At 72.8% G+C, this 23,279-nt stretch carries 16 protein-coding genes and 2 pseudogenes; 5 read left to right on the top strand and 13 right to left on the bottom strand.

Annotation, left to right across the window (positions count from 1 at the left end):
• Positions 1 to 11: 11 nt before the first annotated feature.
• Together cydB and cydD are read left to right on the top strand one after the other, a co-directional pair.
• Positions 12 to 1,031 carry a cytochrome d ubiquinol oxidase subunit II gene (gene cydB / locus BUB75_RS17630; protein ID WP_073258571.1) on the top strand — a complete coding sequence of 340 codons (1,020 nt, stop codon included), beginning with the start codon at positions 12 to 14 and terminating at the stop codon, positions 1,029 to 1,031.
• Positions 1,028 to 4,361, top strand: a pseudogene (gene cydD / locus BUB75_RS48515) (thiol reductant ABC exporter subunit CydD). Before cydB ends, cydD begins: the two are co-directional and overlap by 4 nt.
• On the opposite strand, the gene BUB75_RS46275 reads toward cydD, so the two are convergent.
• From BUB75_RS46275 to BUB75_RS17570, 11 genes are all read right to left on the bottom strand, one after another.
• Positions 4,324 to 4,695 (bottom strand): hypothetical protein, encoded by a 372-nt coding sequence (locus BUB75_RS46275; RefSeq protein WP_073258569.1) that lies wholly within the window; start codon positions 4,693 to 4,695, stop codon positions 4,324 to 4,326. The pseudogene cydD and the gene BUB75_RS46275 sit on opposite strands and share 38 nt — an antisense overlap.
• Entirely contained in the window at positions 4,692 to 8,114 is a 3,423-nt protein-coding gene (locus BUB75_RS17615) for an ATP-binding protein (RefSeq protein WP_073259136.1), read from the bottom strand. Before BUB75_RS17615 ends, BUB75_RS46275 begins: the two co-directional genes overlap by 4 nt.
• Positions 8,115 to 8,272: 158 nt before the next feature.
• Entirely contained in the window at positions 8,273 to 9,661 is a 1,389-nt protein-coding gene (locus tag BUB75_RS17610; RefSeq protein WP_073258567.1) for an FAD-binding oxidoreductase, read from the bottom strand.
• A 118-nt stretch (positions 9,662 to 9,779) separates the two neighbouring features.
• Positions 9,780 to 10,076, bottom strand: a complete 297-nt coding sequence (locus BUB75_RS17605; RefSeq protein WP_073258565.1) for a Rieske (2Fe-2S) protein — start codon at positions 10,074 to 10,076, stop codon at positions 9,780 to 9,782.
• Entirely contained in the window at positions 10,073 to 12,508 is a 2,436-nt protein-coding gene (gene nirB / locus BUB75_RS17600; RefSeq protein ID WP_073258563.1) for a nitrite reductase large subunit NirB, read from the bottom strand. The genes BUB75_RS17605 and nirB overlap by 4 nt, the downstream gene beginning before the upstream one ends.
• On the bottom strand, positions 12,508 to 12,855 hold the full coding sequence (locus BUB75_RS17595) for a molybdopterin oxidoreductase (protein WP_073258561.1): 348 nt from the start codon (positions 12,853 to 12,855) through the stop codon (positions 12,508 to 12,510). The genes nirB and BUB75_RS17595 overlap by 1 nt, the downstream gene beginning before the upstream one ends.
• Before the next feature lie 64 nt (positions 12,856 to 12,919).
• Positions 12,920 to 13,573 carry a response regulator transcription factor gene (locus BUB75_RS17590; protein WP_073258559.1) on the bottom strand — a complete coding sequence of 218 codons (654 nt, stop codon included), beginning with the start codon at positions 13,571 to 13,573 and terminating at the stop codon, positions 12,920 to 12,922.
• A gap of 3 nt (positions 13,574 to 13,576) precedes the next feature.
• Positions 13,577 to 14,785, bottom strand: a complete 1,209-nt coding sequence (locus BUB75_RS17585; protein ID WP_084741419.1) for a sensor histidine kinase — start codon at positions 14,783 to 14,785, stop codon at positions 13,577 to 13,579.
• Entirely contained in the window at positions 14,782 to 16,071 is a 1,290-nt protein-coding gene (locus BUB75_RS17580) for an FtsX-like permease family protein (protein WP_073258557.1), read from the bottom strand. Before BUB75_RS17580 ends, BUB75_RS17585 begins: the two co-directional genes overlap by 4 nt.
• Complete coding sequence (locus tag BUB75_RS17575) at positions 16,068 to 16,787, bottom strand: ABC transporter ATP-binding protein (protein ID WP_073259134.1); 720 nt, start codon at positions 16,785 to 16,787, stop codon at positions 16,068 to 16,070. Before BUB75_RS17575 ends, BUB75_RS17580 begins: the two co-directional genes overlap by 4 nt.
• 86 nt (positions 16,788 to 16,873) lie before the next feature.
• Positions 16,874 to 18,001: a YhjD/YihY/BrkB family envelope integrity protein gene (locus BUB75_RS17570; protein ID WP_084741416.1), complete on the bottom strand. Its 1,128-nt coding sequence runs from the start codon at positions 17,999 to 18,001 to the stop codon at positions 16,874 to 16,876.
• Between the two features lie 143 nt (positions 18,002 to 18,144).
• Between BUB75_RS17570 and BUB75_RS17565 the strand changes: the two genes are divergently transcribed.
• Positions 18,145 to 19,110: an ATP-binding cassette domain-containing protein gene (locus BUB75_RS17565; protein WP_073258554.1), complete on the top strand. Its 966-nt coding sequence runs from the start codon at positions 18,145 to 18,147 to the stop codon at positions 19,108 to 19,110.
• Positions 19,111 to 19,163: 53 nt separating this feature from the next.
• Positions 19,164 to 19,889 (top strand): ABC transporter permease, encoded by a 726-nt coding sequence (locus BUB75_RS17560; protein ID WP_073259133.1) that lies wholly within the window; start codon positions 19,164 to 19,166, stop codon positions 19,887 to 19,889.
• A gap of 203 nt (positions 19,890 to 20,092) precedes the next feature.
• Here BUB75_RS17560 and BUB75_RS47675 read toward each other — a convergent pair whose 3' ends face one another.
• Entirely contained in the window at positions 20,093 to 21,217 is a 1,125-nt protein-coding gene (locus BUB75_RS47675; protein WP_245806287.1) for an aminotransferase-like domain-containing protein, read from the bottom strand.
• A gap of 483 nt (positions 21,218 to 21,700) precedes the next feature.
• Positions 21,701 to 21,886 (bottom strand): annotated as a pseudogene (locus BUB75_RS48850) (GntR family transcriptional regulator); the annotation flags it as partial.
• A gap of 127 nt (positions 21,887 to 22,013) precedes the next feature.
• Here BUB75_RS48850 and BUB75_RS17550 point away from each other — a divergent pair.
• Positions 22,014 to 23,024 carry an aldo/keto reductase gene (locus BUB75_RS17550; protein WP_073258550.1) on the top strand — a complete coding sequence of 337 codons (1,011 nt, stop codon included), beginning with the start codon at positions 22,014 to 22,016 and terminating at the stop codon, positions 23,022 to 23,024.
• Positions 23,025 to 23,279 lie beyond the last annotated feature (255 nt).

Here is a 23,279-nt window from a genome sequence, read left to right as displayed (position 1 = left end):
AGAAACGGCACATGGAGCTCACTACCGTCTGGTTCGTCGTCCTCGCGTTCCTCTGGACCGGCTACTTCTTCCTCGAAGGGTTCGACTTCGGCGTCGGCGCGCTGCTGCCCGTGCTCGGCCGCAACGACACCGAGCGACGGGTGCTGATCAACACGATCGGCCCGGTCTGGGACGGCAACGAGGTCTGGGTCGTGGCCGCCGTCGGCGCCACGTTCGCGGCGTTCCCGGAGTGGTACGCCACCCTGCTCAGCGCGTTCTACCTGCCGATGCTGCTGATCCTGATCGCGCTGATCGTGCGGGCGCTCGCGTTCGAGTACCGCGGCAAGCGGGTCGATCCGGCCTGGCAGCGGCGCTGGGACCGCTGCATCGTGTTCGGTTCGGTCGTCCCGGCGTTCGTCTGGGGCTTCGTCTTCGGGAACCTGCTGGCCGGCCTTCCGATCGACGCCGACAACGAGTTCGCCGGGTCGGTGGCCGACCTGTTCACGCTCGCCGGTCTGGTCGGTGGCCTCACCACGCTGACGCTGTCGGTGCTGCACGGCGCGGTGTTCCTCGCGCTCAAGACCACCGGCGACGTGCGGACGCGGGCCCGGACGCTGGCAGGACGCGTGCTGCTCGGGGCGCTGGTGGTCACCGCGGTCGCACTTGTCGCCAGCGATCCGGAGCCGATCACCTGGGCCACCGGCGCCGCCGCGCTCGTCGCGCTGCTGGCCGCCGGGGCGGCGAACGCCCGGGGCCGCGAAGGCTGGGCGTTTCTCGGCACCGGCGCGGCGATCGTGCTCGTCTCCGCGACGCTGTTCGTCCGGCTGTTCCCGGACGTCGCACCGTCCAGCCTGGCCGACGCCTACGGCCTGACCACGACGAACGCGGCCGCGACGCCGTACACGCTGTCGATCATGTCGTGGGCGGCGCTGGCGTTCACGCCGCTGGTCCTGCTGTACCAGGCCTGGACGTACTGGGTGTTCCGCAAGCGCATCGGGGTCAACGACCTCCCGCCGTCGGCGGGCGCGGCGCTGGCCTCCGCAGCGAAATGAAGCCTCTGGACCCACGGCTGCTCCGCTACGCGCGGGCGACCCGCTGGTTCCTGGTCGCGAGCGTGGCGCTCGGGACGGCGTCCGCGGTGTTGCTCGTCGCGCAGGCGACGTACCTGGCGAGCGCGATCGCCGGAGTGGTCGCCGGCGGCGACCGGGACGTGCGGCCCGAGCTGATCGGGCTCGCGCTGGTGACGCTCGGTCGCGCGGTGCTCGCCTGGGCGCAGGACACGATCGCGCACCGGACGGGCGCCGCGGTGATCTCCGCGCTGCGGCGCGCGCTGCTCGCCAGGGCCGTCGCGCTCGGCCCCGCCTGGCTGGAACGCGCCGGGGCGGGCAACCTCGCGACGCTGGCCACCCGCGGCGTCGACGCGCTCACCGGCTACTTCGCCCGCTACCTGCCGGTGCTGATCCTCGCGGTCGTGGTGCCGGTCCTGCTCGGTGCCCGGCTGCTGGCCGCGGACCCGCTCACCGCGGTCGTGCTGGTCGTGACCGTGCCGCTGATCCCGATCTTCATGGCCCTGGTCGGCTGGTACACGCAGAGCCGGACGCGGCGCCAGTTCGACGCGTTGTCCCGGCTGTCCGGCCACTTCCTGGACGTCGTGGCCGGGCTCCCGACGCTGATCGTGTTCGGCCGCGCCAAGGCCCAGGTGGCGACCGTGCGGCGGATCACCGACGACTACCGCCGCACCACGCTCGGCGTCCTGCGCGCGGCGTTCCTCTCCTCGTTGGTGCTCGAGCTGCTCGCGACGATCTCGGTGGCGCTGGTCGCGGTGTCGATCGGGCTGCGGCTGGTCGAGGGTTCGCTGACGCTGGAGGTCGGCTTGCTCGTGCTGATCCTGGCGCCCGAGGTCTACCTGCCGCTGCGCCAGGTCGGCGCCCAGTTCCACGCGAGTACCGAGGGGCTGGAGGCGGCGAACCAGGTGTTCACGGTCCTGGAGACCCCGTTGCCCTCGGCGGGATCGCGCACCGGCGTGCCGGTCGGTGCGCTCACGCTGGAGAACGTCACGGTCCGGTACCCCGGGCGGTCGGAGGCGGCCCTCGACGGCACCTCGCTCGTCGTCCGGCCCGGAACCGTCACCGCGCTGACCGGCCCCAGCGGGGCAGGCAAGTCCACGGTGCTGTCCGTACTGCTCGGTTTCGTTCCCCCGGACGCCGGTCGGGTGCGGATCGGCGGTACCGACCTGGCCGACCTCGACCCGTCGAGCTGGCGGTCCCACCTCGCGTGGGTCCCGCAGCGGCCGACGCTGATCGCGGGCACGATCGCGGAGAACATCCGGCTCGGCCGCCCGGACGCGACCGACGCCGAGGTCGCCGCCGCGGCCGCCGACGCCGACCTGGGTGGGTTCGCGCTCGACCGGACGCTGGGGGAGGACGGCTCGGGGTTGTCCGCCGGTGAGCGGCAGCGGGTGGGGCTGGCTCGGGCCTTCCTGCGTAACGCACCGATCGTGCTGCTCGACGAGCCGACCGCCAACCTCGACGGGGACAGCGAGCAGCGGGTACTCGCCGCGCTGCGTCGCCTGGTGGAGGGTCGCACCGCGGTGGTGGTCGCGCACCGGCCCGCGCTGGTGTCGCTCGCCGATCACGTCGTGCGGATGGGTGGTGTACGCGTTGCGTAGGTTGGTCGCCGCGGGAGCACTGGGCGCCGGGGCGCTCGGGTGCGCGGTCGCGCTGCTGGCGACGTCGGGATGGCTGATCAGCCGGGCGTCGCAGCAGCCGCCGGTGCTGGAGCTGGCGGTCGCGGTGACCGCGGTCCGCGCGTTCGGGCTGGGGCGGGGCGTCCTGCGGTACGCCGAGCGGCTGGTCGGGCACGACGCCACGTTCCGCGTCCTGGCGTCGCTGCGGTCGCGGGTGTACGCCCGGCTGGAACGCCTCGGCCCGGCCGGCCTACCGGCGTTCCGGCGTGGCGACCTGCTCGCCCGGTTCGTGTCCGACGTCGACCAGATTCAGGACCGCTACCTGCGGGTCCGGCTGCCGATCGCGGTCGCGGTGGTCGTCGGCGGGCTGTCCGTCCTCGGCGCCGGGCTGCTGCTCCCGGCCGCCGGTGCGGCGCTGGCCGTCGCGCTGCTCGTCGCGGGCGTCGTCGTCCCCTGGCTGACGGTGCGCACCGCGGCCAGAGCCGAGCGGGAGACGGTCACCGATCGGGCCGCGATGACCGCCGGGGTGGTGGAGCTGCTGCAGGGTGCGCCCGAGCTGATCGCCCACGGCTCGGCGCATGGGCGGCTGGTGGCGCTCGACGCTCTCGATCGGCGGCTCGCCCGCGCTGCGGCCCGGTCGGCGGTCGCTGCCGGCGTCGGCGCGGGGCTCACCGCGCTGGCCACCGGCGGAGCGGTGCTCGCCGCTCTCGCCGCGGGCGCGACCGCGGTGGACGCCGGGCGGCTCGACCCGGTGCTGCTCGCGGTCGTGGTCCTGCTACCGCTGGCGGCGTTCGAGGCGGTGACGGGGTTGCCTGCGGCGGCGCAGTCGCTGGTGCGGGTCCGGGAGTCGACCGCGCGTCTGAACGAGGTGTTCGCGGCCGAGCCTCCGGTGGCCGCGGGGACGGGGACGCCGGGCTCCCCGTTCCCGCTCGTGCTCTCCGGGGTGAGCGCACGCTGGCCGGGAGCGTCGCGTCCGGCGCTCTCCGACGTCGACCTGCGGGTCGAGCCGGGGCGTCGGATCGCGGTGGTCGGCGCCTCCGGCGCCGGTAAGAGCACGCTCGCCGCGGTGCTGGTGCGATTCCTCGACCCGTCTGCCGGATCGTTCACGCTGGCTGGCCTCCCCGTCGACAAGCTCGATCCGGACGCCGTCCGCCGGCTGATCGGCTGGTGTGCACAGGACGCCCACCTGTTCGACACGTCGATCCGGGACAACCTTCGTGTCGCCCGTCCGGCCGCGGACGAACCGGAACTCTGGGCCGCGCTGGCGGCCGCGCGGATCGACGGGTGGGTGCGGTCGCTACCGGACGGTTTGGACACGCCGGTCGGGGAGCGTGGCGCGCAGGTCTCCGGTGGGCAGCGGCAGCGGCTCGCGCTGGCCCGCGTGGTGCTGGCCGGGTTTCCGGTGGTCGTGCTGGACGAGCCGACCGCGAACCTCGACCCGGTGACCGCCGACGCGCTGGCCCGGGACCTGTTGGCGGCCACCGAGGGCCGGGCGACCGTGCTGATCACGCACCGGCTGGCCGGATGCGAGCAGGCCGACGAGGTCGTGGTGCTGGACGCCGGACGGGTCGTCCAGCGCGGAACGCACGAGGCCCTGCTGGCCGTTGACGGTCCGTACCGGAACTGGTGGGACCGTGAACGACGCACCGACGCCTGGCTCAGCGCGACCGGGGCACCCGAGCGAGTGGGAGACTGAGGATCGTGACCGGAGAACGCAAGCTCCATGTCGTCGCCGGCTCGGGTTCGTCCGAGTCGGATGATCCTGGGTCGGGTACGTCGCTGACCGATCGGACGTCGGTCCGGTCGAAGGCGTCGATCGGCTCGGCAGGCAGCATCTTCTCGTTCGGGAGCGCGGGGTCGATCGCGAGCATCGGCTCCGCCGGGAGCATCGCGTCGATCGGTTCCGCGGGCAGCATCGCGTCGATCGGCAGCGCCGGGTCGATCGCGAGCATCGGCTCGATGGGCAGCATCGCCTCGGTGCGGTCGATCGGGTCGATCGGCTCGAAGAACGCGTTCGGCTGCGTCTTCAACGTCCCGGTCGCGGAACTCTGGCTCCGTTGGCTCGGCCGTAAGCGATAGCTTCGGCCGCGACGCCCAGGAGGCCGGCCTTTTCGGCTTCTTCGGCGAGGGCGCGGAGTTCGGCCGGATCGGGGGCCTCGGCCAGCTGCGCTGCGAGCAGGCGGCAGCGGAGCAGGGTGGGCTGACCGCCGGTGCGTTCGGCCAGCGCGCGGGCGGCGTCCAGCGACCGGTGGGCGGCGTCGTGGTCGCCCGCCAGCGCGTGCAGCCGGGCCAGCGCCAGGTCGACCGGGCTGAGCACCCCGATGACACCGATGTTCGCGATCTGCCCGGCCAGCGGCTCCAGCGCCGCGAGCAGCGCCGGGACGTGCCGGGTGAGCCCGGCGTCCACCGTGAGGTGCGCGAGCAGCGTCAGCTTGCCGTGCGTCGTCCAGGTGGTGAGCGCGGTGTGGGCGAGCGCGGACCCGATCAGCCCGTCCAGGTCGTTCACCCGGCCGTCGGCGGCCGCCTGCGCCGCCCGGGTGAAGTCGAGGACGTCCGGATTCGCCTCCTGGTCCTCGGCCCACTCGTCCGGCGGCAACGCCGCGTCCAGCCGCCCCTCCTCCCAGCGCAGCGACAGCATCGCCAGGTACTGGGCGCCACCGATGTACAGCTCGGTCTGCCGGTGCAGCTGATAGGCGTGGTCGTAGATCGCCTGGGCGGCATCCAGGTCGCCCCGCCAGTGCGCGAGCGTCCCCTCGGCCCACCGGAACTGGACCCGGCTGACCGGCAGCCGCAGCAGGTCACAGCCCTCCGCGCCGAGCCGGTGGTGCTCCTCGGCGGCGTCCAGGTTGCCCATCATGAACTCGGCCAGCCAGAGCATGCCGTGCCGCAGGACGTCGTCCACCGGTGCTTGTTCGTGGGGCAGCTCGGCCAACCGCTGCAGCACCGCCTCGGATTCGGCCGCGCGGCCGGCGATCGCCGAGAACGTCAGCGCGCGGCCCAGCAGCGCGTCGGCCAGCGCGTCCGGGTCGCCGGTCTGCTCGGCGAGCTCCAGCGCCCTCGCGCTGAGCAGGTCGGGCACGGACGAGTCGGGGTCGTAGTAACTGCCGACCGCGAGCGCGGCCAGCACCTGTGCGTGCGCAACCGGATCGTTCACCAGCCGGCGCTCCACACCGGCCAGACGCGCGAGCAGCGGCCCGGGGTCGGCGCCGTACGTCGCCCACGGCCAGGAACCGGCCGTGCGCAGCAGCGTGCTCGCCAGCCGTCCGGCCGAGCGCGTGCGGCCTGCCCGGACCGCGTCCAGCAACGCGGCGTCGACGACGTCCAGCACGGTCTGGCCGCGACCGGCCTTGGCCAGCGCGTTCACCCGGGCGATCAGCAGCTCGTCGCGGGCGGCGTCGGAGCGGCGGTCGGGCGGGAGGAGGTCAAAAACCTCCGACGCCGCACCCCACCATTGGGCCGCCGAGTCGGAGTGCCAGTGGTGCTCCGCGTCCGTCGCGGCGGTCCGGCAGGCCTCGTACGCCTCGGTCGCGTCGACCATCGGGACGGCGGCGGTCAGGTGCGCGGCCCGGCGGACGAGCCGCTCGGTCGGGCCGCCGGGCCCCAGCGCCTCGGCCGCCCTGGCGTGCAGGCGCTGCAACCGCACCGGCGACATGCCGGTGAGCACCTCGTCCCGCAGCAGGCCGTGCGCGAACGCGTAGCTGCCGCTGCCCGGTGCCGGAACGATGATGCGTTCGTCGGCGGCCTCGTCGAGGCGGTCGGCGAGGTCGTCGGCGTCCAGCCGGGTCACGGTCCGGAGCAGGTCGAGGTCGAGCGGATCGCCGAGCACGGCCGCGGCCCGGAGCACCTCGACGACGGCCGGGTCCAGGCCGCCGAGTCGCCGTCCGAGCACCGACCGCACGGCCAGCGGCAGCTCGCCCGCCGCCCGGTCCTCGCGGGGCAACCGCGCGTACTCGCTGACGAAGAACGGGTTGCCGCCGGTGCGGTCGGTGAGGTCCCGGGCTTCCTGGACCGCGACGGCTTCGCCGCTCACCGTGCTGACCAGCTCGGCGACCTCGTCCGCGAGCAGCGGCGGCACCGGGAGCTGACGGGTGCCGGTCCGCCGCGCGATGCCGGTGAGCAGCCGCGGCATGTCGCCGCACGGCGGTCCGGACGGATCGCGCATCGTGAGGATGACGGCCAGCAGCAGCGGGTCCGGAACGGCGGCCAGGTAAGTCAGGAACCGCAGCGACGAGGCGTCCGCCCATTGGACGTCGTCGACGAACGCGAGTACCGGCGCCCTGCCGGTGGCCTCGGCCAGCAGGCCGTGCACCCGCTCGTAGACCGCGTAGCGGGCTGCGTCGGCGTCGATGTCGGCGGGCGCGGCCAGGACGACGTCCGGGTCGGCACCGAGCCCGCGGATCAGCTGACGGATCGGCCACCAGGGCGGCACACCGTCGTCCTCCGGGCAGCTCGCCCTGGTCACCGTGCCACCCCAGCGCGCCACCGCCTCCTCGGCGAGCCGGGTCTTCCCGATGCCCGCCGGGCCGGTGATCAGCGCCCAGCGGCCGGTGCCCGCCCGCAGGTCGGCGAGGAGCGCGTCGATCTCCGCGAGTTCGCGGTGGCGGCCGACCAGCGTCTCGGTGGTCGTCGGAGCGGTCGGCGGCGCGGCCTGCTGTTCCACGGCCGACGGCGGAGGCGCGGTCGGGGCCGGCCAGGCGAGCAGCGCGGCGTCCTGCCGCAGGATCGCGCTCTGCAGGTCGCGGAGGGTGGGGCCGGGCTCCAGCCCCAGTTCGGTGTTCAGGATGCGGACGTGCGCCCGGTAGACCTCCAGGGCGTCGCTGGTTCGTCCGGTGCGGTGCAGCGCCAGGACGTGGAGCCAGCAGGCCCGCTCACGCAGCGGCTGGGCGTCGTGCAGTTGCCGGGCCAGGTCGAGCGCGTAGGTGGCCCGCCCGGCACCGAGCAGAGCGGTGACCAGGTCCTCGACGCACTCGGTGCGCCGCTCGTCCAGGCCGGTGGCGACGAGCCGCACCCACTCCTCGTCCTCCACCTCGGACAGCAGCGGACCGCGCCACCGTGCCAGGGCCCCCTCCGCAGCCACGACGGCGTCCGCCCACCGCCCGTCCCGCACGGCGGCCTGCGCCCGGTCGGCGTCGGCCCGGAAGTGCGTCAGGTCCAGCTGCTCCGGCCGGACGTCCAGCAGGTAACCGGGCATCCGGCGGACGATCGGGGAGGTGACCGAGTCACCGTCCCGCAGGATCCGGCGGAGGTTCGAGACGTACGCCTGCAGGCTCGCCGTCGCGCTGGGCGGGTGGTCGTCGCCCCAGACCGCGTCGAGCAGCCGGTCGACCGACACGACGCGCCCGGCGTCGAGCAGCAGGAGCGCCAGCACCGTGCGTTGCTTGGGGGCGCCCAGATCCAACGGCCTGCCGTCGCGCAGCACTTCCAACGGACCCAGGACGCGGTACTCCACCTGGTCCTCCGTCACCGGTCGCGGTACAGCCGTCCCACGATTTTTGCCCCGGGAACGGCCGCGCACGGTGGACGAGTCGGAAATCCGTCCGCACACGCACCGGAACCACCCGATCGGCCGGTAGGGGATCCGGCCGATCGGGTGCGTCACTCAACCGATCACTTGCTCAGCAGGCAAGCGGCGTGGATCGGCTGGGCTGCGGCGATGACCCCGCGAGCGTCGTAGGTCGCGGCCAGCGTCGCGAGCCGGGTCAGCGTCTCCGCGTCGTACTTGCGCGCGACCTCGGCCGGGTCGTGCGACGCGACGAAGTTCGGCAGGCACCCCTCGACCGACCACGGTCCCAGCGCGCTCAGCAGCGCGTCGCCGTGCGCGGTCACCGCCTCGACGACCGGCGGCGCGCCGATACCGATCGTCTGCACGGTGTAGGCCGCGTGCCGGTGGTTGAACGCGCTCGGGTGGGCGGACGGGCGGGCGAACGCGCCGCCGAGGTGCCGCAGCTCGACGATCACCTGCGGGCACTCGGCGTCCGGACCGGCCAGCGCGATCAGCTGGTCGACGGCCGCGGAGGGCAGCCCGCTGAGCAGGCCGCTGGCCTCGTGCACCGGCATCGGGTCGACCGGGTCGGCGTGGATCGAGCCGAGCGCGGCGTACGGCAGCACGCCCATCCCGCCGAGGACGATCGTGCCGAGCTTCAGCATCGGCGCGACGACCCGCTCGCCCTGCTCGGGGTCACCGACCCAGGCGAAGCGCAGCGCCACGGTGACCTTCCCGGCCAGCGGCTCGGGCACACCCGGCATCGGCGGCATCCGCATCACGGCCAGCGACGAGGTCGCCTCCTCCGGCAGCTCCTCGGTCCACATCGCCCACGAGTGCGCGATCGCCGACGCGTCCGCGGCGTCGAAGTAGACGCAGCCGCCGAAGATCTCCGCGACCTGGACCAGCTCGAACTCGACCGCGGTGACGATGCCCAGCGCGCCCTTGCCGCCGCGCAGGCCCCAGAACAGCGCCGGGTTCTCGGTGGCGGTCACCCGGCGGAGCTCGCCGTCGCCGGTGACGACGTCGAACGCGGTGACCAAGTCCGAGGCGACGCCGAACGTCCGGACGACCGGCCCGATCCCGCCGCCGGTCAGGTAACCGACAACGCCGACGTTCGGCGCGGAACCGGCCAGCCCCGCGAGCCCGTGCGGCGCGGCGGCCTCCAGCACCTGAGCCCAACGGACGCCGGCACCGACCCGGGCCGACCCCGCCGGGTCGATGACCAGCTCGTCCAGGCGCCCGGTGTGTACGAGCAGCGACGGGCGCTGCGGTCCGGCCGGGGCCCCGTGGCCGGTGGCTTGGACGCTCACCTCGATCCCGTGGCGCCCGGCGAACCGGACCGCGGCGACGACGTCGTCCGCGGACGCCGCCTCGACGACCGCGATCGGTGCGCTCGGAACGGCGACGTTCCAGGGCATCGCCAGCTCGGTGTAGCCCGGCTCGCCGGGCAGCAGGACGCGTCCGGCCACGGTCAGCTCGGACAGCGGCGCGGCAACGGTGAGGTCGGTCATGGGTCTTGCTCCATTCGGTGTCGGTGGAATGCCGACACCGTGACCCGCCGCTATTGGGGTGCGCTTGGGGCGACTTGGCGAGTACTTAAGACGACGCTTGGCGTCCGGTGCGTGCCCGTCAGCCGAGGACCAGGCGGCCGTCGGGATCGACGCTCACCGGGTAGGACGTGACCGGCGGCTGCCCCGTGGTGGAGCACCCGGTGGCCAGCTCGAACGCGTTGTTGTGCAGCGGACAGAGCACGATCGCCCCGTCGATCAGTCCGTCGGCCAGCGGACCGCCGGCGTGCGGGCAGACCGCTCCCAGCGCCCGTACCGACCCGTCGGTCAGCCGGAACACCGCGACCTGCTCGCCGTCGACCACGTACACCCGCCCTTCCCCCGGCGGGATCTCGTCCACCGGCCCGACGACGGTCACCGCACCTCCACCAGGGGCAACGCCGTGCGGAACTGTCCGGGCGTCGCCGGGTCACGCCCCTCCAGCCACGGATCGCGGTACGCGCCGATCGATACCGCCAGGCGTGCGTCCAGCCCTTCGGCGTCGTCGGCGATGGCGGCCCGGATCGCCTCGATGCCCAACCGCGGCACCCACGTGTACGTGCGCTCCAGCCACTTCGCGGTCTCCCGGTAGTACTGGATGCAGCGCCCGACCAGCTCCACCACCGTGTCGGGGGAGTCGACGGTCGCCAGCAAGTCGCCCTTCCGGATGTGCGCGCCAGCCGCCCCACCGATGTAGATCTCCCAGCGCCCGCCGTCCACCGCCACCACGCCGAAGTCCTTGCAGTACGCCTCGGCACAGTTCCGTGGGCAGCCGGTCACCGCGAGCTTCATCTTCGCCGGGCTCTCCAGGCCCTTGAACCGGTCCTCGATCGCGATCCCGAGCGCCGTGGAGTCGCCGAGACCGTAGCGGCAGAAATCCGAACCGACGCACGTCTTCACCGTGCGGAAGCTCTTGCCGTACGCGTATCCGGACGGCATGTCCAGGTCGGCCCAGACCTTCGGCAGGTCCTCCTTGCGGACGCCGAGGAGGTCGATGCGCTGACCTCCGGTCAGCTTGACCATCGGAATCCGGTACTTCTCCGCCACGTCCGCGATGCGGCGCAACTGGTGCGGGTTCGTGACGCCCCCCTTCATCTGGGGGACGACGCTGAACGTGCCGTCGCGCTGGATGTTGGCGTGCACCCGGTCGTTGATGAACCGGCCGCCCCGTTCGTCGACGAACTCGTCCGCCCACATCATCCGCAGCAGCGACGTGAGCGGCATCTTGCTGGCGGCGTCCTCCTGTCCGTCCATGGCCAGGGCCGCGAACACGGCCGAGACGGATTTCAGCTCCTGCGATCGAATCGCCGCCATCAGCTCGGGCTTCTCCATCGGGATGCACGGCACGTACCAGTCTGCGGCCGGATCTTCCTCGACGTCCCCGTCGGCGGCCCACTCGACGACCTCGGCGACCAGGCCTTTGCACGCCCCGCAACCCTTGCCCGCGCGAGTCGCGGCCATCACCCCGTTCACGGTGCGAACGCCGCCGCGGACGCACGCGACCAGCGCACCCTTGCTCACCCCGTTGCAGTTGCAGACCTGGGCGTCCTCGTCGAGCTCGGCCACGCCCACGGCCGCTTCCGGGGTGCCGAGGTCGAAGAGCAGCGCCACCCGTTCCTCGGGCAACGGCAGCCCACGGTCGAACGCCTGCATCAGGAACGAGACCTTGCCGACGTCGCCGAGCAGTACCGCGCCGACCAGCCGTCCGTCCCGCACCACCACGCTCTTGTAGACACCGCGCTTCGGCTCGGAGAAGCGGACGAACTCGTCGTCGTCCCGCTCCGGGCGGGTGAACCCCATCGACGCCAGGTCGATGCCGGCCACCTTGAGCTTCGTCGCGGTGCGTGTGCCGTGGTACGCCGCCTGCGGGTTCGTACCCGTAAGGACATCGGCCAGCACCGACGCCTGCTCCCAGAGCGGAGCCACCAGGCCGTACACCTCGCCGCGGTGCTGGACGCATTCGCCGACCGCGTAGATGGCGTCGTCGTCGATCGATTGCATCCGGTCGTTGACGACGATCGCACGCTCGACGGTGAGGCCGGAGACCTGCGCCAGCCCGGTGTTGGGGCGGATGCCCGCGGTGACCACCACCATGTCGGCATCGAGGACGGTGCCGTCCGCGAACTCGACGCCGGACGCTGCTCCGGACGAATTCCGCCGGATCGCCACCGTGCGGGCACCGGTGTGGACGGCGATCCCACGGCGCTCGATCGTATTCCGGAGTATTCGGCCGGCTTCCTCGTCCAACTGTTGGTTCATCAGGACCGGGCCACCCTGCACGACGTGCACCGTCAGACCGTGCTGCTGGAGGCCGTGCGCGGCCTCCAGGCCGAGCAGGCCGCCGCCGATCACGACCGCACGCCGATGGCTCTTCGCGTACGCGACCATCGCGTGCGTGTCGGCCAGCGTGCGGAAGCCGAAGACGCCCGGCGTCAGCCGGTGGTTGTCGGCCCAGAGGCCGTCCATCGGCGGGAAGAACGTGCGGCTGCCGGTGGCGAGGATCAGCGTGTCGTACGGCGTGATCTCGCCGTTGTCCGCGTAGACCAGCTTCGCCCACCGGTCGATCCGGACCACCCGGACGCCCGCGTGCAGTGTGACCGCGTTCTCGCGGTACCAGTCGACCGGGTTGAGCAGCAGGTCCTCGGGGTCCTCACCGGCCAGCAGGTGGGAGAGCAGGATCCGGTTGTAGTTGCCGTGCGGCTCGTCGCCGAACATGGTGATCGTGAACCGCGCGCTGCCGCCGCGGGCGAGAATCTCCTCCACCGCGCGGGCGCCGGCCATCCCGTTGCCGACGACGACCAGTCGCGCCATCAGATCTCCACCAGGCCGAGATCGACGATCAGCGTCCCGGCCAGTCCGTCCGGTGCGGCGACGTACAGTTCGATCCGGGTGTCCGACAGCAGGTCCTCGACCACCCGCAGCGCGACGTGCGTGTTGCCCTTGGCCCCGATCGGGAAGTACCGCATCGGTGTCCCGTCGCGCATCAGCACGACGGCGACCAGCTCGTCGGTGCTGTTGCCGCCGCGGAAATAGAGCGGTTGTGCGGTGGCTCCGAGTGGCACGACGTAGGACAGGCTCGGTGCCAGCAGGATCGGCTTTTCCAGGCCCTCTCCGACGAACGGGAAGGCTCCCTGCAGGAATCGCGGCGTCGTCTGCATCTCTCGAGGGTCGGTGACGGGTATTTCAGCCGGATTGTTCGCGGGTTACTACGTCGCTCGTGGGTTATTGGGCTTGCGAATTGAGGTAGCGCAGAACGGCGAGCACCCGGCGGTGGTCGGTGCGGTCCTGCGGCAGGTCGAGCTTCGTGAAGATCGCGGTGACGTGTTTCTCGACGCTGCGCGCGGCCAGCCGCAGGTGTTCGGAGATCGCGATGTTCGAGCGACCCTCGGCCAGCAACTCGAGGATCTCGCGCTCGCGGGCCGAGAGCCGGGCCAGCCCCGCGTCGACCGGCCGGACCGCGACCAGCTGGCGGACCACCTCCGGGTCCAGCGCGGTGCCGCCCTCGGCGACGCGCTGCAGAGCGTCCAGAAAATCGCGGGTCCGGACGATCCGGTCCTTCAGCAGGTACCCGACTCCGGTGGGCCGGTCGGCGAGCAGCCGACGGGCGTATCCGGTCTCCACCCACTGGGAGAACACCAGGACGCTGGTTCGGGGATGCTCGGCCCGGATCGTGATCGCGGCCCGGAGCCCCTCGTCGGTGTGGGTCGGCGGCATCCGGACGTCGACGATCGCGGCGTCCGGGTCGTGCTCGGCGACGGCGGCGAGCAGCTCCTCCGCGTTGTCGACGGCGGCGCAGACCGCGATGTCGTGGTCGGTCAGCAGCAGCCGGATGCCGTCCCGGAGCAGGGGATTGTCCTCGGCGATGACGACCCGCACTAGTCAGGCCTCCTTCGGGAGCGTGACGGTCACGGTGGTCGGGCCGCCGGTCGGGCTGTCGATGTCGAGCGTGCCGTCCAGCGCGACCGCCCGGCGACGCAGGCCGACCAGACCGCTGCCGTGCGGGTCGAGGCGGGCGCCGCCGCGTCCGTCGTCGGCGACGACCAGGCGCACCACCTCGCCCTCCTCGCGGAGGTCCAGCCGGGCGCGGGTCGCGCCCGCGTGCCGGGACACGTTCGTCAGCAGCTCTCCGGCCGTGAAGTACAGCGCGGACGCGATCGCGTCCGGCGGCTGGCCGGTCAGGTCGATGTGGACGTCGACCGGAACGGCACCCCGGCCGGCCAGCGTTTCGATCGCGACCGGCAGGCCGTCGTCGAGGGCGGGCGGGTGTAGCCCCCGGACGATGTCGCGCAGTTCGGTGAGCGCGTCGACGACCGCGTCCTGGGCATCGGCGACCATCGAGCGCACGGCCCCGTCGTCGACCCTGGCCTCGATGCGGGACAGCGTGACGCCGAGGCCCACCAGGCGGGCCTGGGTACCGTCGTGCAGGTTCCGTTCGACCCGCCGCAGCACCGCCGCCGAGTCGGCGCGCAGCGCGGCCCGGCTGGCCTCGAGCGCGGCGATCCGGGTGGCGTCCGGGTGGGGCTCGAGCAGGGCGCGGATCAGTAACCGGTCGAGGCCGACCAGGAGCCGGATCACCCAGGGGAACACGAGCACGAGCGCGACGCCCTGGGGTACGAACCACCAGGTGCCCGCCCACGTGCGGTCCAGCGGAACGAGGAACCACCAGGCCGGGTACGTGGTCGCGAGGACGCCGACCAGCGCGGCGCTCCCACCCAGGTAGGTCGCGGCGAACATCAGCGGGAACTTCACGATGCCGTACGCGAACGCACGCCACGCGGTGCCGTCACGCAGCACGGATTCCACGAATCGGACGACGCCCCCGGAGGTGGGCCGGGGAGCCGGTGACGGCCAGTCCAGGCCGAGTAACCAGCGCGCGGGCAACCGGAACCACCGCACCGTGTGCCGGAACACGAGCAGGGCGCCGACCAGCAGCGGGAGACCGATCGTGACCAGCGAGTAGATCACCCCGGCGATACCCACGACCGCGACCGGGACCACCGGCAGGGCAAAACACAGGCCGACGAGGACGTAGCGGAACTCCTGCCACGTCCTCGCCTCGATCGGCGCCCGGAGGAGGGACCGAATCACGAACCGTCTCCCACCGAGGCGATCGCCGGCCGGCGCATCACGCCGAGCGCGGGTGCGACCATCCCCGCCCCGACCACCAGCGCCGTGCCGAGCACACCGGCGACCACGACGCCGCTCGGCACGTAGGGCGCCGTGGGCAGCATCGGCAGCAGCGTCGCGGCAGCGGCGCCCGCCGCCACCAGCAGACCGGTGACCGTCACGATCAGAGCCTCGCAGACCACGACCCCCAGCGCGGACGCCCGCGTGGCACCGGCCAGCCGCAGCAGCGCCAGTTCCCGGCGGCGGCCCAGCACCACGGTGATCAACGTGGTGAGCGCCGCCACCGCGGCGAACACCGTGTAGACCGCGGTGCCGGAGTAGTCGAGCCAGACGTCCGAGGCCGGCTGCGGACGCCCGGTGACGTGTTCGGCCGTCGTATGCGCCGCGATCTTGATCAGGGCGAACGCGGCGGCGAGCACCAGCGGGACGAGCGCGCCGGAGTACGACCTCGCCCGCGCGGCGAGGTTGTCGGCGGCCAGCCGTCCGATCGGGCCGAGCAGCAGGGCGAGCGGAGCGGTGACCCGCAGCAGCGCCGGTGCGAGCAGTCCGGCGCCCACGCACATGGCCAGCAGGACGAAGAACGCGCTCTGCTCGGCCGCGTCCGCGTCGAGCCCGGAGATCACGATCGACCCGGCCACGCCACCGGCGACGAAGAGGAGGCCGAGCAGCGTCCGGATCGGTCCGAGCTGCCGCCGCGGCGCCGCGGTGTCGGTCAGCGCGACCGCTGGCCGCACCCGGGACGGGCGGATCGCCGCGATCAACGCGCCGACGACCGAGGTTCCCAGCGTGATCGCCAGCGCGATCGGGAACGCCGCCGGATGCGCTTCGAACGTGACCGTCGCCGATACGACGTCGTGCGTGACCAGGCTGTCGACCCAGGCGCTGCCACCCACCGTGCCGAGCGGGACACCGGCCAGCGTGGCCGGAACGGCCACCACCGCGGCCTGCCCCGCGGCGGCCCGCCGCACCTGTCCCGGCGCGGCCCCGACCGCACGGACCAGCGCGATGTCCCGCGCCTGCCGGGCGATCGTGGAGCTCATCGTCACGCCGACGATGATCGCGGAGAGGTAGACCGCGAGACCGACCAGGACCCCGGCGAACGCCGCGAGGTCCGATCCGGCCGGGAGCGACGACGCGGCTCCCAGCGCTCCGGTGACCAGCGCGGCGGCCAGGCACTGGGTGATGAACGGTCCGGCGAACGACCAGGGCTGCTTGCGCAGTGCCTGCCGGACGAGCCCGGCCCTCATGCCGCGTTCACCCCGGCGAACGCGGCGCGCAGCCGGGTGGCGATCGTCTCGGTGGCGGGCGTGGGGGAGTCGGAGACGATGGTTCCGGTGTGCAGCAGCACGAGCCGGTCGCTCCAGGCAGCCGCCACCGGGTCGTGGGTCACCATCACGACCGTGAGGCCGTCCCGGTCGACGGATTCGCGCAGCAGCCGGAGGATCTGGCCGCCGGTCGTGGGGTCCAGCGCCCCGGTCGGCTCGTCCGCGAACACCACCGCGGGACCGGTGATCAGCGCGCGGGCGAGCGCGACCCGCTGACGCTGCCCGCCGGACAGCTGCCCGACCTTGCGTCCGCCGAAGCCGCCCAGCCCGACGGCCTCCAGCGTGTCCTCCACCGGCCTGGTGCGGCGCGCGCCCAGCCGGACCGGCAGCAGCACGTTCTGCCGGACCGTCAGCTCGGAGAGCAGGTTGTACGACTGGAAGACGAAGCCGATCTTGTCGCGCCGCAGCCGCGTCAGCGCTCGTTCGCGCTTCCGGCCGATGTCGTCACCGGCGAGCCGGACCGTTCCGGAGTCGGGCCGGTCGAGCCCGGCCGCGCACTGCAGCAGCGTGCTCTTCCCGGATCCGGTGGCGCCCATGACCGCCACGAACGAGCCGGACGGAATGCTCAGGCTGACGCCGTCGAGGGCGGTGGTGTTGCCGTATCGCCGGGTGACCCGGTCGAGTTCCACTACGTTCATGCGGTTCAGCGTCGCGGGAGCGGCGTCGGCGTACATCCGGGCGGACCGGCCGTCCGAGGTGCGGATAACCGCACCTCGGAGTTGCGCTACGTGCCGGCAGGCTCGGCTGCGGGGGCCCCGTTCTCCTGGTTGCCGACCTTCTGGGCACCGTCCTTCTGGGCACCGTCCTTCTGGGCACCGTCCTTCTGGGCACCGTCCTTCTGGGCACCGTCCTTCTGGGCACCGTCCTTCTGGGCACCGTCCTCGTGGGCGTCGTCCGGCATCGGGCGCCAGCGGTCGGGTTCGGCAGGCTCAGGCTGACCGACGCGCAGCGCCTCCAGCTGAGCGGCGAACGCCAACCCGAGGAACAGCGCGATCGACGTCAGGTTCGCCCAGAGCAGCAGCGCCATCACCGCGGTGAGCGGTCCGTAGGTGTCCGGGAACGCCCCGCTCCCCTGGACGTACAGCGCCAGGCCCAGCGTCGCGGCGAGCCAGAGCACGGTCGAGACACCGGCCCCGAACACCAGCCACGACACGCCCGGCTGTCGCCGGCGCGGTGCCTGCTCGAACAGCAACGCGATCGAGACGACGGTGAGCACCAGCCCGATCGGCCAGCGGACGATGTCCCAGGTGGTCTCGATCCACGCGGGCCAGCCGTACTCGGAGACCACCGCGTCACCGAACGGCTCACCGGCCACCAGCACCAGGAACCCGAGGAACGCCGGCAGCCCGGCGATGAACGACAGCACGATCGCGCGGGCGTACTTGTGCAGGGCGGGCCGGTCCCGCTCGACGCCGTACATCCGGTTCGCGCCGCGCTCGACCTGCGCCATCGCGGTCGCGAGCGCCACCATCCCGGTGATCAAGCCACTGACCAGCGCGAACTCGCCGACGTTCTCGGCCTGCTCGCCGCCGTGCAGGGTCTGCTCGACGAGCGCGTCGCTGCTCCGCGGCGTCAGCTCCAGCACCGTGTCGGCGACGATCTTGCCGCCCTCCTCGGCGCCGAGGTCGGCGGCGAGGCCGGTGAGCGCGATCAGGAACGGCACCGCGGCCAGACACAGCTGCAGCGCCAGCGCCCGCGAGTGGCTGAACCCGTCGCCGTACCGGAACCGCACGAACGCGTCCCGCAGCAGATGCCACCGGCCGTACTGCCGCAACGTTGCCCACGCGTCGTCGGCTGAGAGCTCGTCGTCGCCCATCAGCCTGGTTTCCGGAACCCGGTTGGTGCTACTCACCTCTCTATCGTCCAGTACCTGAACGAGTCGTGTGTCGGCGACGTCATGCGGATGTGATGCGGTACGCGTCGGCTCGGCGCACCGGGAGCGGCGGGGGGCGCCTACACTCTGTCGACGTGACCTCCTCCACCCACGCGCGCACGATGGCTGCGCCGGAGAGGGACGGCGACACCCTCGGGTCCGCCGTCGAGGTCACCGGGCTCGTCAAGCGGTACGGCGCGAAGGTCGCGGTCGACGGCCTGAGTTTCCGGGTTCCCCGCGGGGTCGTCTTCGCGGTCCTCGGCCCGAACGGCGCAGGTAAGACGAGCACGATCGAGACGTGTGAGGGCTTCCGCCGCGCCGACGGTGGCCAGGTGCGGGTGCTGGGCCTCGACCCGGTGCGCGACGCGGCGGCGCTGCGGCCGCGGGTCGGCGTGATGCTGCAGGCGGGCGGTGGTGCCTATCCGGGCGCGCGTACCGCCGAGATGCTGCGCCTCACCGCCAGCTACAGCCGGAACCCGCTCGACCCCGACCTGCTGCTCGAGCTGCTCGGCCTCACCGACGTCGCCCGCACCGCGGTGCGTCGGCTCTCCGGTGGTCAGCAGCAGCGGCTGTCGCTGGCGATGGCCGTCGTCGGGCGTCCGGAATTGGTCTTTTTGGATGAGCCGACCGCGGGCCTGGACCCGCAGGCGCGGCACGCGGTCTGGCGCATCGTGGAGGCGCTCCGCGCCGACGGCGTGACAGTCGTGCTCACCACCCACCACATGGACGAGGCCGAGCGGCTGGCCGACGAGGTGCTGATCGTCGACGCGGGTAAGGCCGTCGCGCAGGGCACCCCGGCCGCGCTGACCCGCGGCGAGCAGCCGACGCTGCGGTTTCGCGCGGACGCCGACCTGGACGCCGAGGCGCTGCTCGGGCTCACCGCGACGCTGCCGGCCGGCTGCGTCGCCGCGAGCGCGGGCGACGGCGGCTACCAGGTGACCGGGCCGCCCGCGGCGATCGGTCCGCAGTTGCTGGCCGCGGTGACGGCCTGGTGCGCGGACCGGGCGGTGATGCCGAGCGACCTGCAGGTCGGACGGCGCACGCTGGAGGACGTTTTTCTTGACCTGACCGGACGGGAACTGCGGTGAATCTCGCGCCCGGCCTTTTCACGCCCGACGCCGGACCGGCTCCGTGGCGCCGGATGCTGCTGGCGCAGACGTGGATGGAGCTGAAACTTACGCTCCGGCACGGTGAGCAGCTGCTGCTCAACCTGATCATCCCGGTGCTGCTGACGGTCGCGCTGGTGACCCAGCCGTTCCTCGACCTGGAGACCACGTCCGGGCTGAGCAAGGTCGACTTCCTGGTGCCCGGCATCTTGGCGCTCGCGGTGATGTCGGCCGCGTTCACCGGGCTGGCGATCGCGACCGGGTTCGAGCGGCGGTACGGGGTGTTGAAGCGGCTCGGAGCGACGCCGCTGCCTCGGTGGGGCCTGATCGGCGGTAAGACGCTGGCCGTCGCGGCGCTGGAGGTCATCCAGATCGCGGTGATCAGCGGCGTGGGCATCGCGCTGGGGTGGCGTCCGCACGGCAATCCGCTCGCGGTCGTGCTGCTGGTCGCGTGTGGCACCGCTGCGTTCGCCGGGCTCGGCCTGCTGATGGCTGGCACGCTCCGGGCCGAGGCGACGCTCGCCGCCGCGAACCTGATCTGGTTCCTGCTGCTGTTCGCTGGCGGCATCGTGTTCCCGCTCTCCTCGCTGCCGGACGGCGTCGCGGGGGTGCTCGGCTACCTGCCGAGCGCGGCGCTCGCCGACGGTCTGCGGGCGGTGCTCGGCGAGGGCGGCGGCGTTCCCCTGAACGACGTGCTGACGCTGTTGGCCTGGGCGGTCGTCTCGCTGGCTGCGGCGGCGAAGTACTTCCGCTGGGACTGACGGGAAACCGGGCTGTAAGGCGCGCTTAGAGCCCGCCTTCGCGTCGATGAGCGCAGGGCGTCATGAGCGCAGGGCGTCGTTAGCGCAGCGCGTCGGGTCAGCGCAGCGCGTCGGGTCAGCGCAGCGCGTCGGGTCAGCGCAGCGCGTCGGTCAGCGCAGCGCGTCGGGTCAGCGCAGCGCGTCGGGTCAGCGCAGCGCGTCGGTCAGCGCAGGCTGTTGGTGGCCGCGGCGAGCCGGCGCACTCCGGTGGTGATCCGTTCCGGGGGTTGTACCGCGAAGTTGAGGCGGACGTGACCGGCGCCGTGCGTGGGGTCGAGGAAGAACCGGGACCCTGGCGCCACATCCACGCCTCGATCGCGAGCGGCCCGGACCAGGGCGTCCGAGCGCACCCCGGCGGGCAGCGCGACCCAGCAGAACAGCCCGCCGGCCGGTAGCGCGAACCGGGCATCCGGCAGGTGCTCGGTGAGCGCGCTCCGCAGGGTGTCCCGCCGCTCGCGGTAGAGGCGCGTGGTGCGGCGGAGGTTGGCCTGGTATCGGCCCACCGTGACGAAGCGGTCCAGCGCCCGCTGGAGCAGGAGCGACGTCCCCAGGTCGGTGACCTGCTTGGTCTCGACCAGGCGTCGGCGGATCGGGCCGTCGACGACCAGGTAACCGACGCGCAGCCCCGGCATCAGCAGCTTCGAGAACGTGCCCGCGTAGAGGACGTGGCCCCCGTCGTCCAGAGACTTGATCGCGGGCGTCGCGCGGCCGGAGTAGCGCAGGTCTCCGGCGAAGTCGTCCTCGAAAACCGGCACGCCGTGCGCGCGGGCGGTCGCCAGCAGCGCGTGACGACGGGGCCCGCTCAGCGTCGCGCCGGTCGGGTTCTGGAAGTTCGGCACCACGTACAGCAGGCGCGGGCGGTGCTGCTCCAGCAGCCGTTCCAGAACGTCGACCCGGAGGCCATGGGTATCCACCGGGATGCCGATCAGCTGCGCACCCGCAGCGCGCAGCAGCCGTAGCGCGAGATCGTAGGTGGGTTCCTCCACCAAGACCGTGTCGCCGGGGCGCACCAGCACCTGGCAGACCAGGGCGAGGGCCTGCTGGGACCCCGATGTGACGAGTACCGACTCGGGTGAGGTGCTGATCCCCTGGCTGGCCAGTAGCTGAGTGATGGTCCGCCGCAGCGACTCGTCACCCGCCGGGTCCGGGCCATAACTCAGCGCCGCCGCACCTTCCCGAACCAGTACTTGCCGGAGCGTCCGGCCGAACTCGGCAACCGGGTAGGCCGCCGGGTCGCCGACACCGGTGAACGCGATGACGTTCGGGCCGAGTGGTTCGCTACCAGGCACTCCCGGGATCGGGCCGTCTGCCGCGAGATCACCCTGCCACGCCGGCCATGGCCCGCCCGGCTGCGCCGCTGACGCGAGGGACGTTGTGTGGTGAGCCGTTGACGCCGGGGACGTCGTTCGGGGTGCGGTCGGCCCCGGAGACCTCGTTCGAGGTGCCGTTGACGCCGGGGACGTCGTCAGGGGTGCCGTTGACGCCGGGGACGTCGTCAGGGGTGCCGGTGACGCCGGGGACGTCGTCAGGGGTGCCGTTGACGCCGGGGACGTCGCATCGGGTGTCGTTGACGCCGGGAACGTCGCATCGGGTGTCGTTGACGCCGGGAACGTCGCATCGGGTGTCGTTGACGCCGGAGATGTCGCTTTGGGTGCCCTTGACGCCGGGGGTGTCCCGCGGCGCGCCGTAGACGGTCGTGGACCTGCTGGCGCGCGGCTGCCGGGTCGCGCGGCGCTGACCGCGGCCGGGAGCGTGGGCGCTACGCGCGTGCCGCTGCCGACGGCGGCGACGACCAGCCCGGCAGCCTCAAGTTCCGCGTAGGCCGTGGCCACCGTGACCCGGCTGACGCCGAGGTCGGCGGCGAGCGCTCGACTGGACGGCAGCCGACTGTCCGGTGGAAGCGCGCCGCGTGTGATCGCGTCGGCGAACCAGCGCTCCAACTGCCGGTACAGCGGCACAGCACTTGCGGGGTCCAGAGGGATGCGCACGGAATGGTCCTATCGAATTGGCCCGGAAATGGCCATGGTTACCCGTCCATTTGGCTTCTACCGTCGACAGCAGCACCACCGACGAAAGGAGACCGGCATGGCGCCGGCACAACCGCGGACGCTCGGCCGTTCGGGCATCGACGTCTCTGCCCTCGGCCTGGGCTGCTGGGCCATCGGCGGAACCTGGACGTTCCTGGGTTCCCCCGGCGGCTGGAGCGCGGTGGATGACGAGGAATCCGTGCGTGCCCTGCGTCGCGCGCACGAACTCGGCATCACGTTCTTCGACACCGCGGCGAACTACGGCGCCGGGCACAGCGAAGTCATCCTCGGCCGAGCCTTCGCCGGCCACCGCGACGACGTCGTCCTCGCCACGAAGTTCGGGTACCGCGTCGACGAAGCGCAGAGCGCCGTCTCGGAGTACCCGGTGCCCGACCCCGACCTGGAGTCCCGCATCCGGTCGGAGCTGGCCGCGAGCCTGCGCCGGCTTGGCACCGACTACATCGACGTCTACCAGCTGCACGTCGGCGACCTGCCCGCCGAGGAAGCGCTGCGGATGGTCGACGTGCTCGTCGACCTGGTCCGTGAGGGCTCGATCCGCACCTGGGGCTGGAGCACGGACGACGTCGCCTCGATCCGCGCGGTCGCCGAGGCGCCCGGCTTCTCGGTCGTCCAACATGGCCTGAGCGTGCTGGGCTACGAGGACCCGGCGATGCTCGCACTCTGCGACGAGTTCGGACTGGGAAGCATCAACCGCAGCCCGCTGGCCATGGGGGCGCTGACCGGCAAGTTCACCCCAACCACGACGTTCGCCGACGACGACCAGCGGCGCCGTGCCTCCTGGCACCCGGCGTTCGCCGACGGTCGACCGACGGCGGACTGGCTGGCCCGGCTGGACGCCGTCCGCGACGTGCTCACCAGCGACGGCCGCACGCTGGCGCAGGGCGCGCTGGCCTGGATCTGGGGGCGCAGCCCGCGGACGGTGCCGATCCCCGGCTTCAAGACCGTGGCGCAGGTCGAGGAGAACGCCCGGGCCCTCGAGAAGGGCCCGCTGACGGCAGAGCAAATGGACGAGGTCGCGCGCATCGTGAACGGCGCACCGGTCGGCTGAATCGTCGAGCGGCGAGGCCTGTGGGGTGCCGCTGGGTCGGTGTTAGCCCTCGGCCCTAGCCGTTGGTCGGCGATGCTGCCGGGCCGGAGTGCTGCGGTGGGCTGGGGTGCTGCGCTGGGCTGGGGTGCTGCTGGGCCAAAGTGCTGCTGCACCGGGTGCTGCTGGGTCGGGGTGCTGCGCTGGGTCGGGGTGCTGCGCTGGGTCGGGGTGCTGGGCTGGGTCGGGGTACTGGCTGGGCCGGGGTGCTGCGCTGGG

The sequence above is a fragment of the Cryptosporangium aurantiacum genome (assembly GCF_900143005.1).
Lineage (GTDB): Bacteria > Actinomycetota > Actinomycetes > Mycobacteriales > Cryptosporangiaceae > Cryptosporangium > Cryptosporangium aurantiacum.
This window is presented reverse-complemented; position numbering and strand designations above follow the sequence as displayed.

Excerpts from the sequence above, each read along its gene's own strand:
- cydB (WP_073258571.1), top strand. The coding sequence starts at position 12 with ATGGAGCTCACTACCGTCTGGTTCGTCGTCCTCGCGTTCCTCTGGACC.
- BUB75_RS17610 (WP_073258567.1), bottom strand. The coding sequence starts at position 9,661 with ATGACCGACCTCACCGTTGCCGCGCCGCTGTCCGAGCTGACCGTGGCC.
- nirB (WP_073258563.1), bottom strand. The coding sequence starts at position 12,508 with ATGGCGCGACTGGTCGTCGTCGGCAACGGGATGGCCGGCGCCCGCGCG.
- BUB75_RS17595 (WP_073258561.1), bottom strand. The coding sequence starts at position 12,855 with ATGCAGACGACGCCGCGATTCCTGCAGGGAGCCTTCCCGTTCGTCGGA.
- BUB75_RS17580 (WP_073258557.1), bottom strand. The coding sequence starts at position 16,071 with ATGAGGGCCGGGCTCGTCCGGCAGGCACTGCGCAAGCAGCCCTGGTCG.
- BUB75_RS17575 (WP_073259134.1), bottom strand. The coding sequence starts at position 16,787 with ATGAACGTAGTGGAACTCGACCGGGTCACCCGGCGATACGGCAACACC.
- BUB75_RS17565 (WP_073258554.1), top strand. The coding sequence starts at position 18,145 with ATGGCTGCGCCGGAGAGGGACGGCGACACCCTCGGGTCCGCCGTCGAG.
- BUB75_RS17560 (WP_073259133.1), top strand. The coding sequence starts at position 19,164 with ATGCTGCTGGCGCAGACGTGGATGGAGCTGAAACTTACGCTCCGGCAC.
- BUB75_RS17550 (WP_073258550.1), top strand. The coding sequence starts at position 22,014 with ATGGCGCCGGCACAACCGCGGACGCTCGGCCGTTCGGGCATCGACGTC.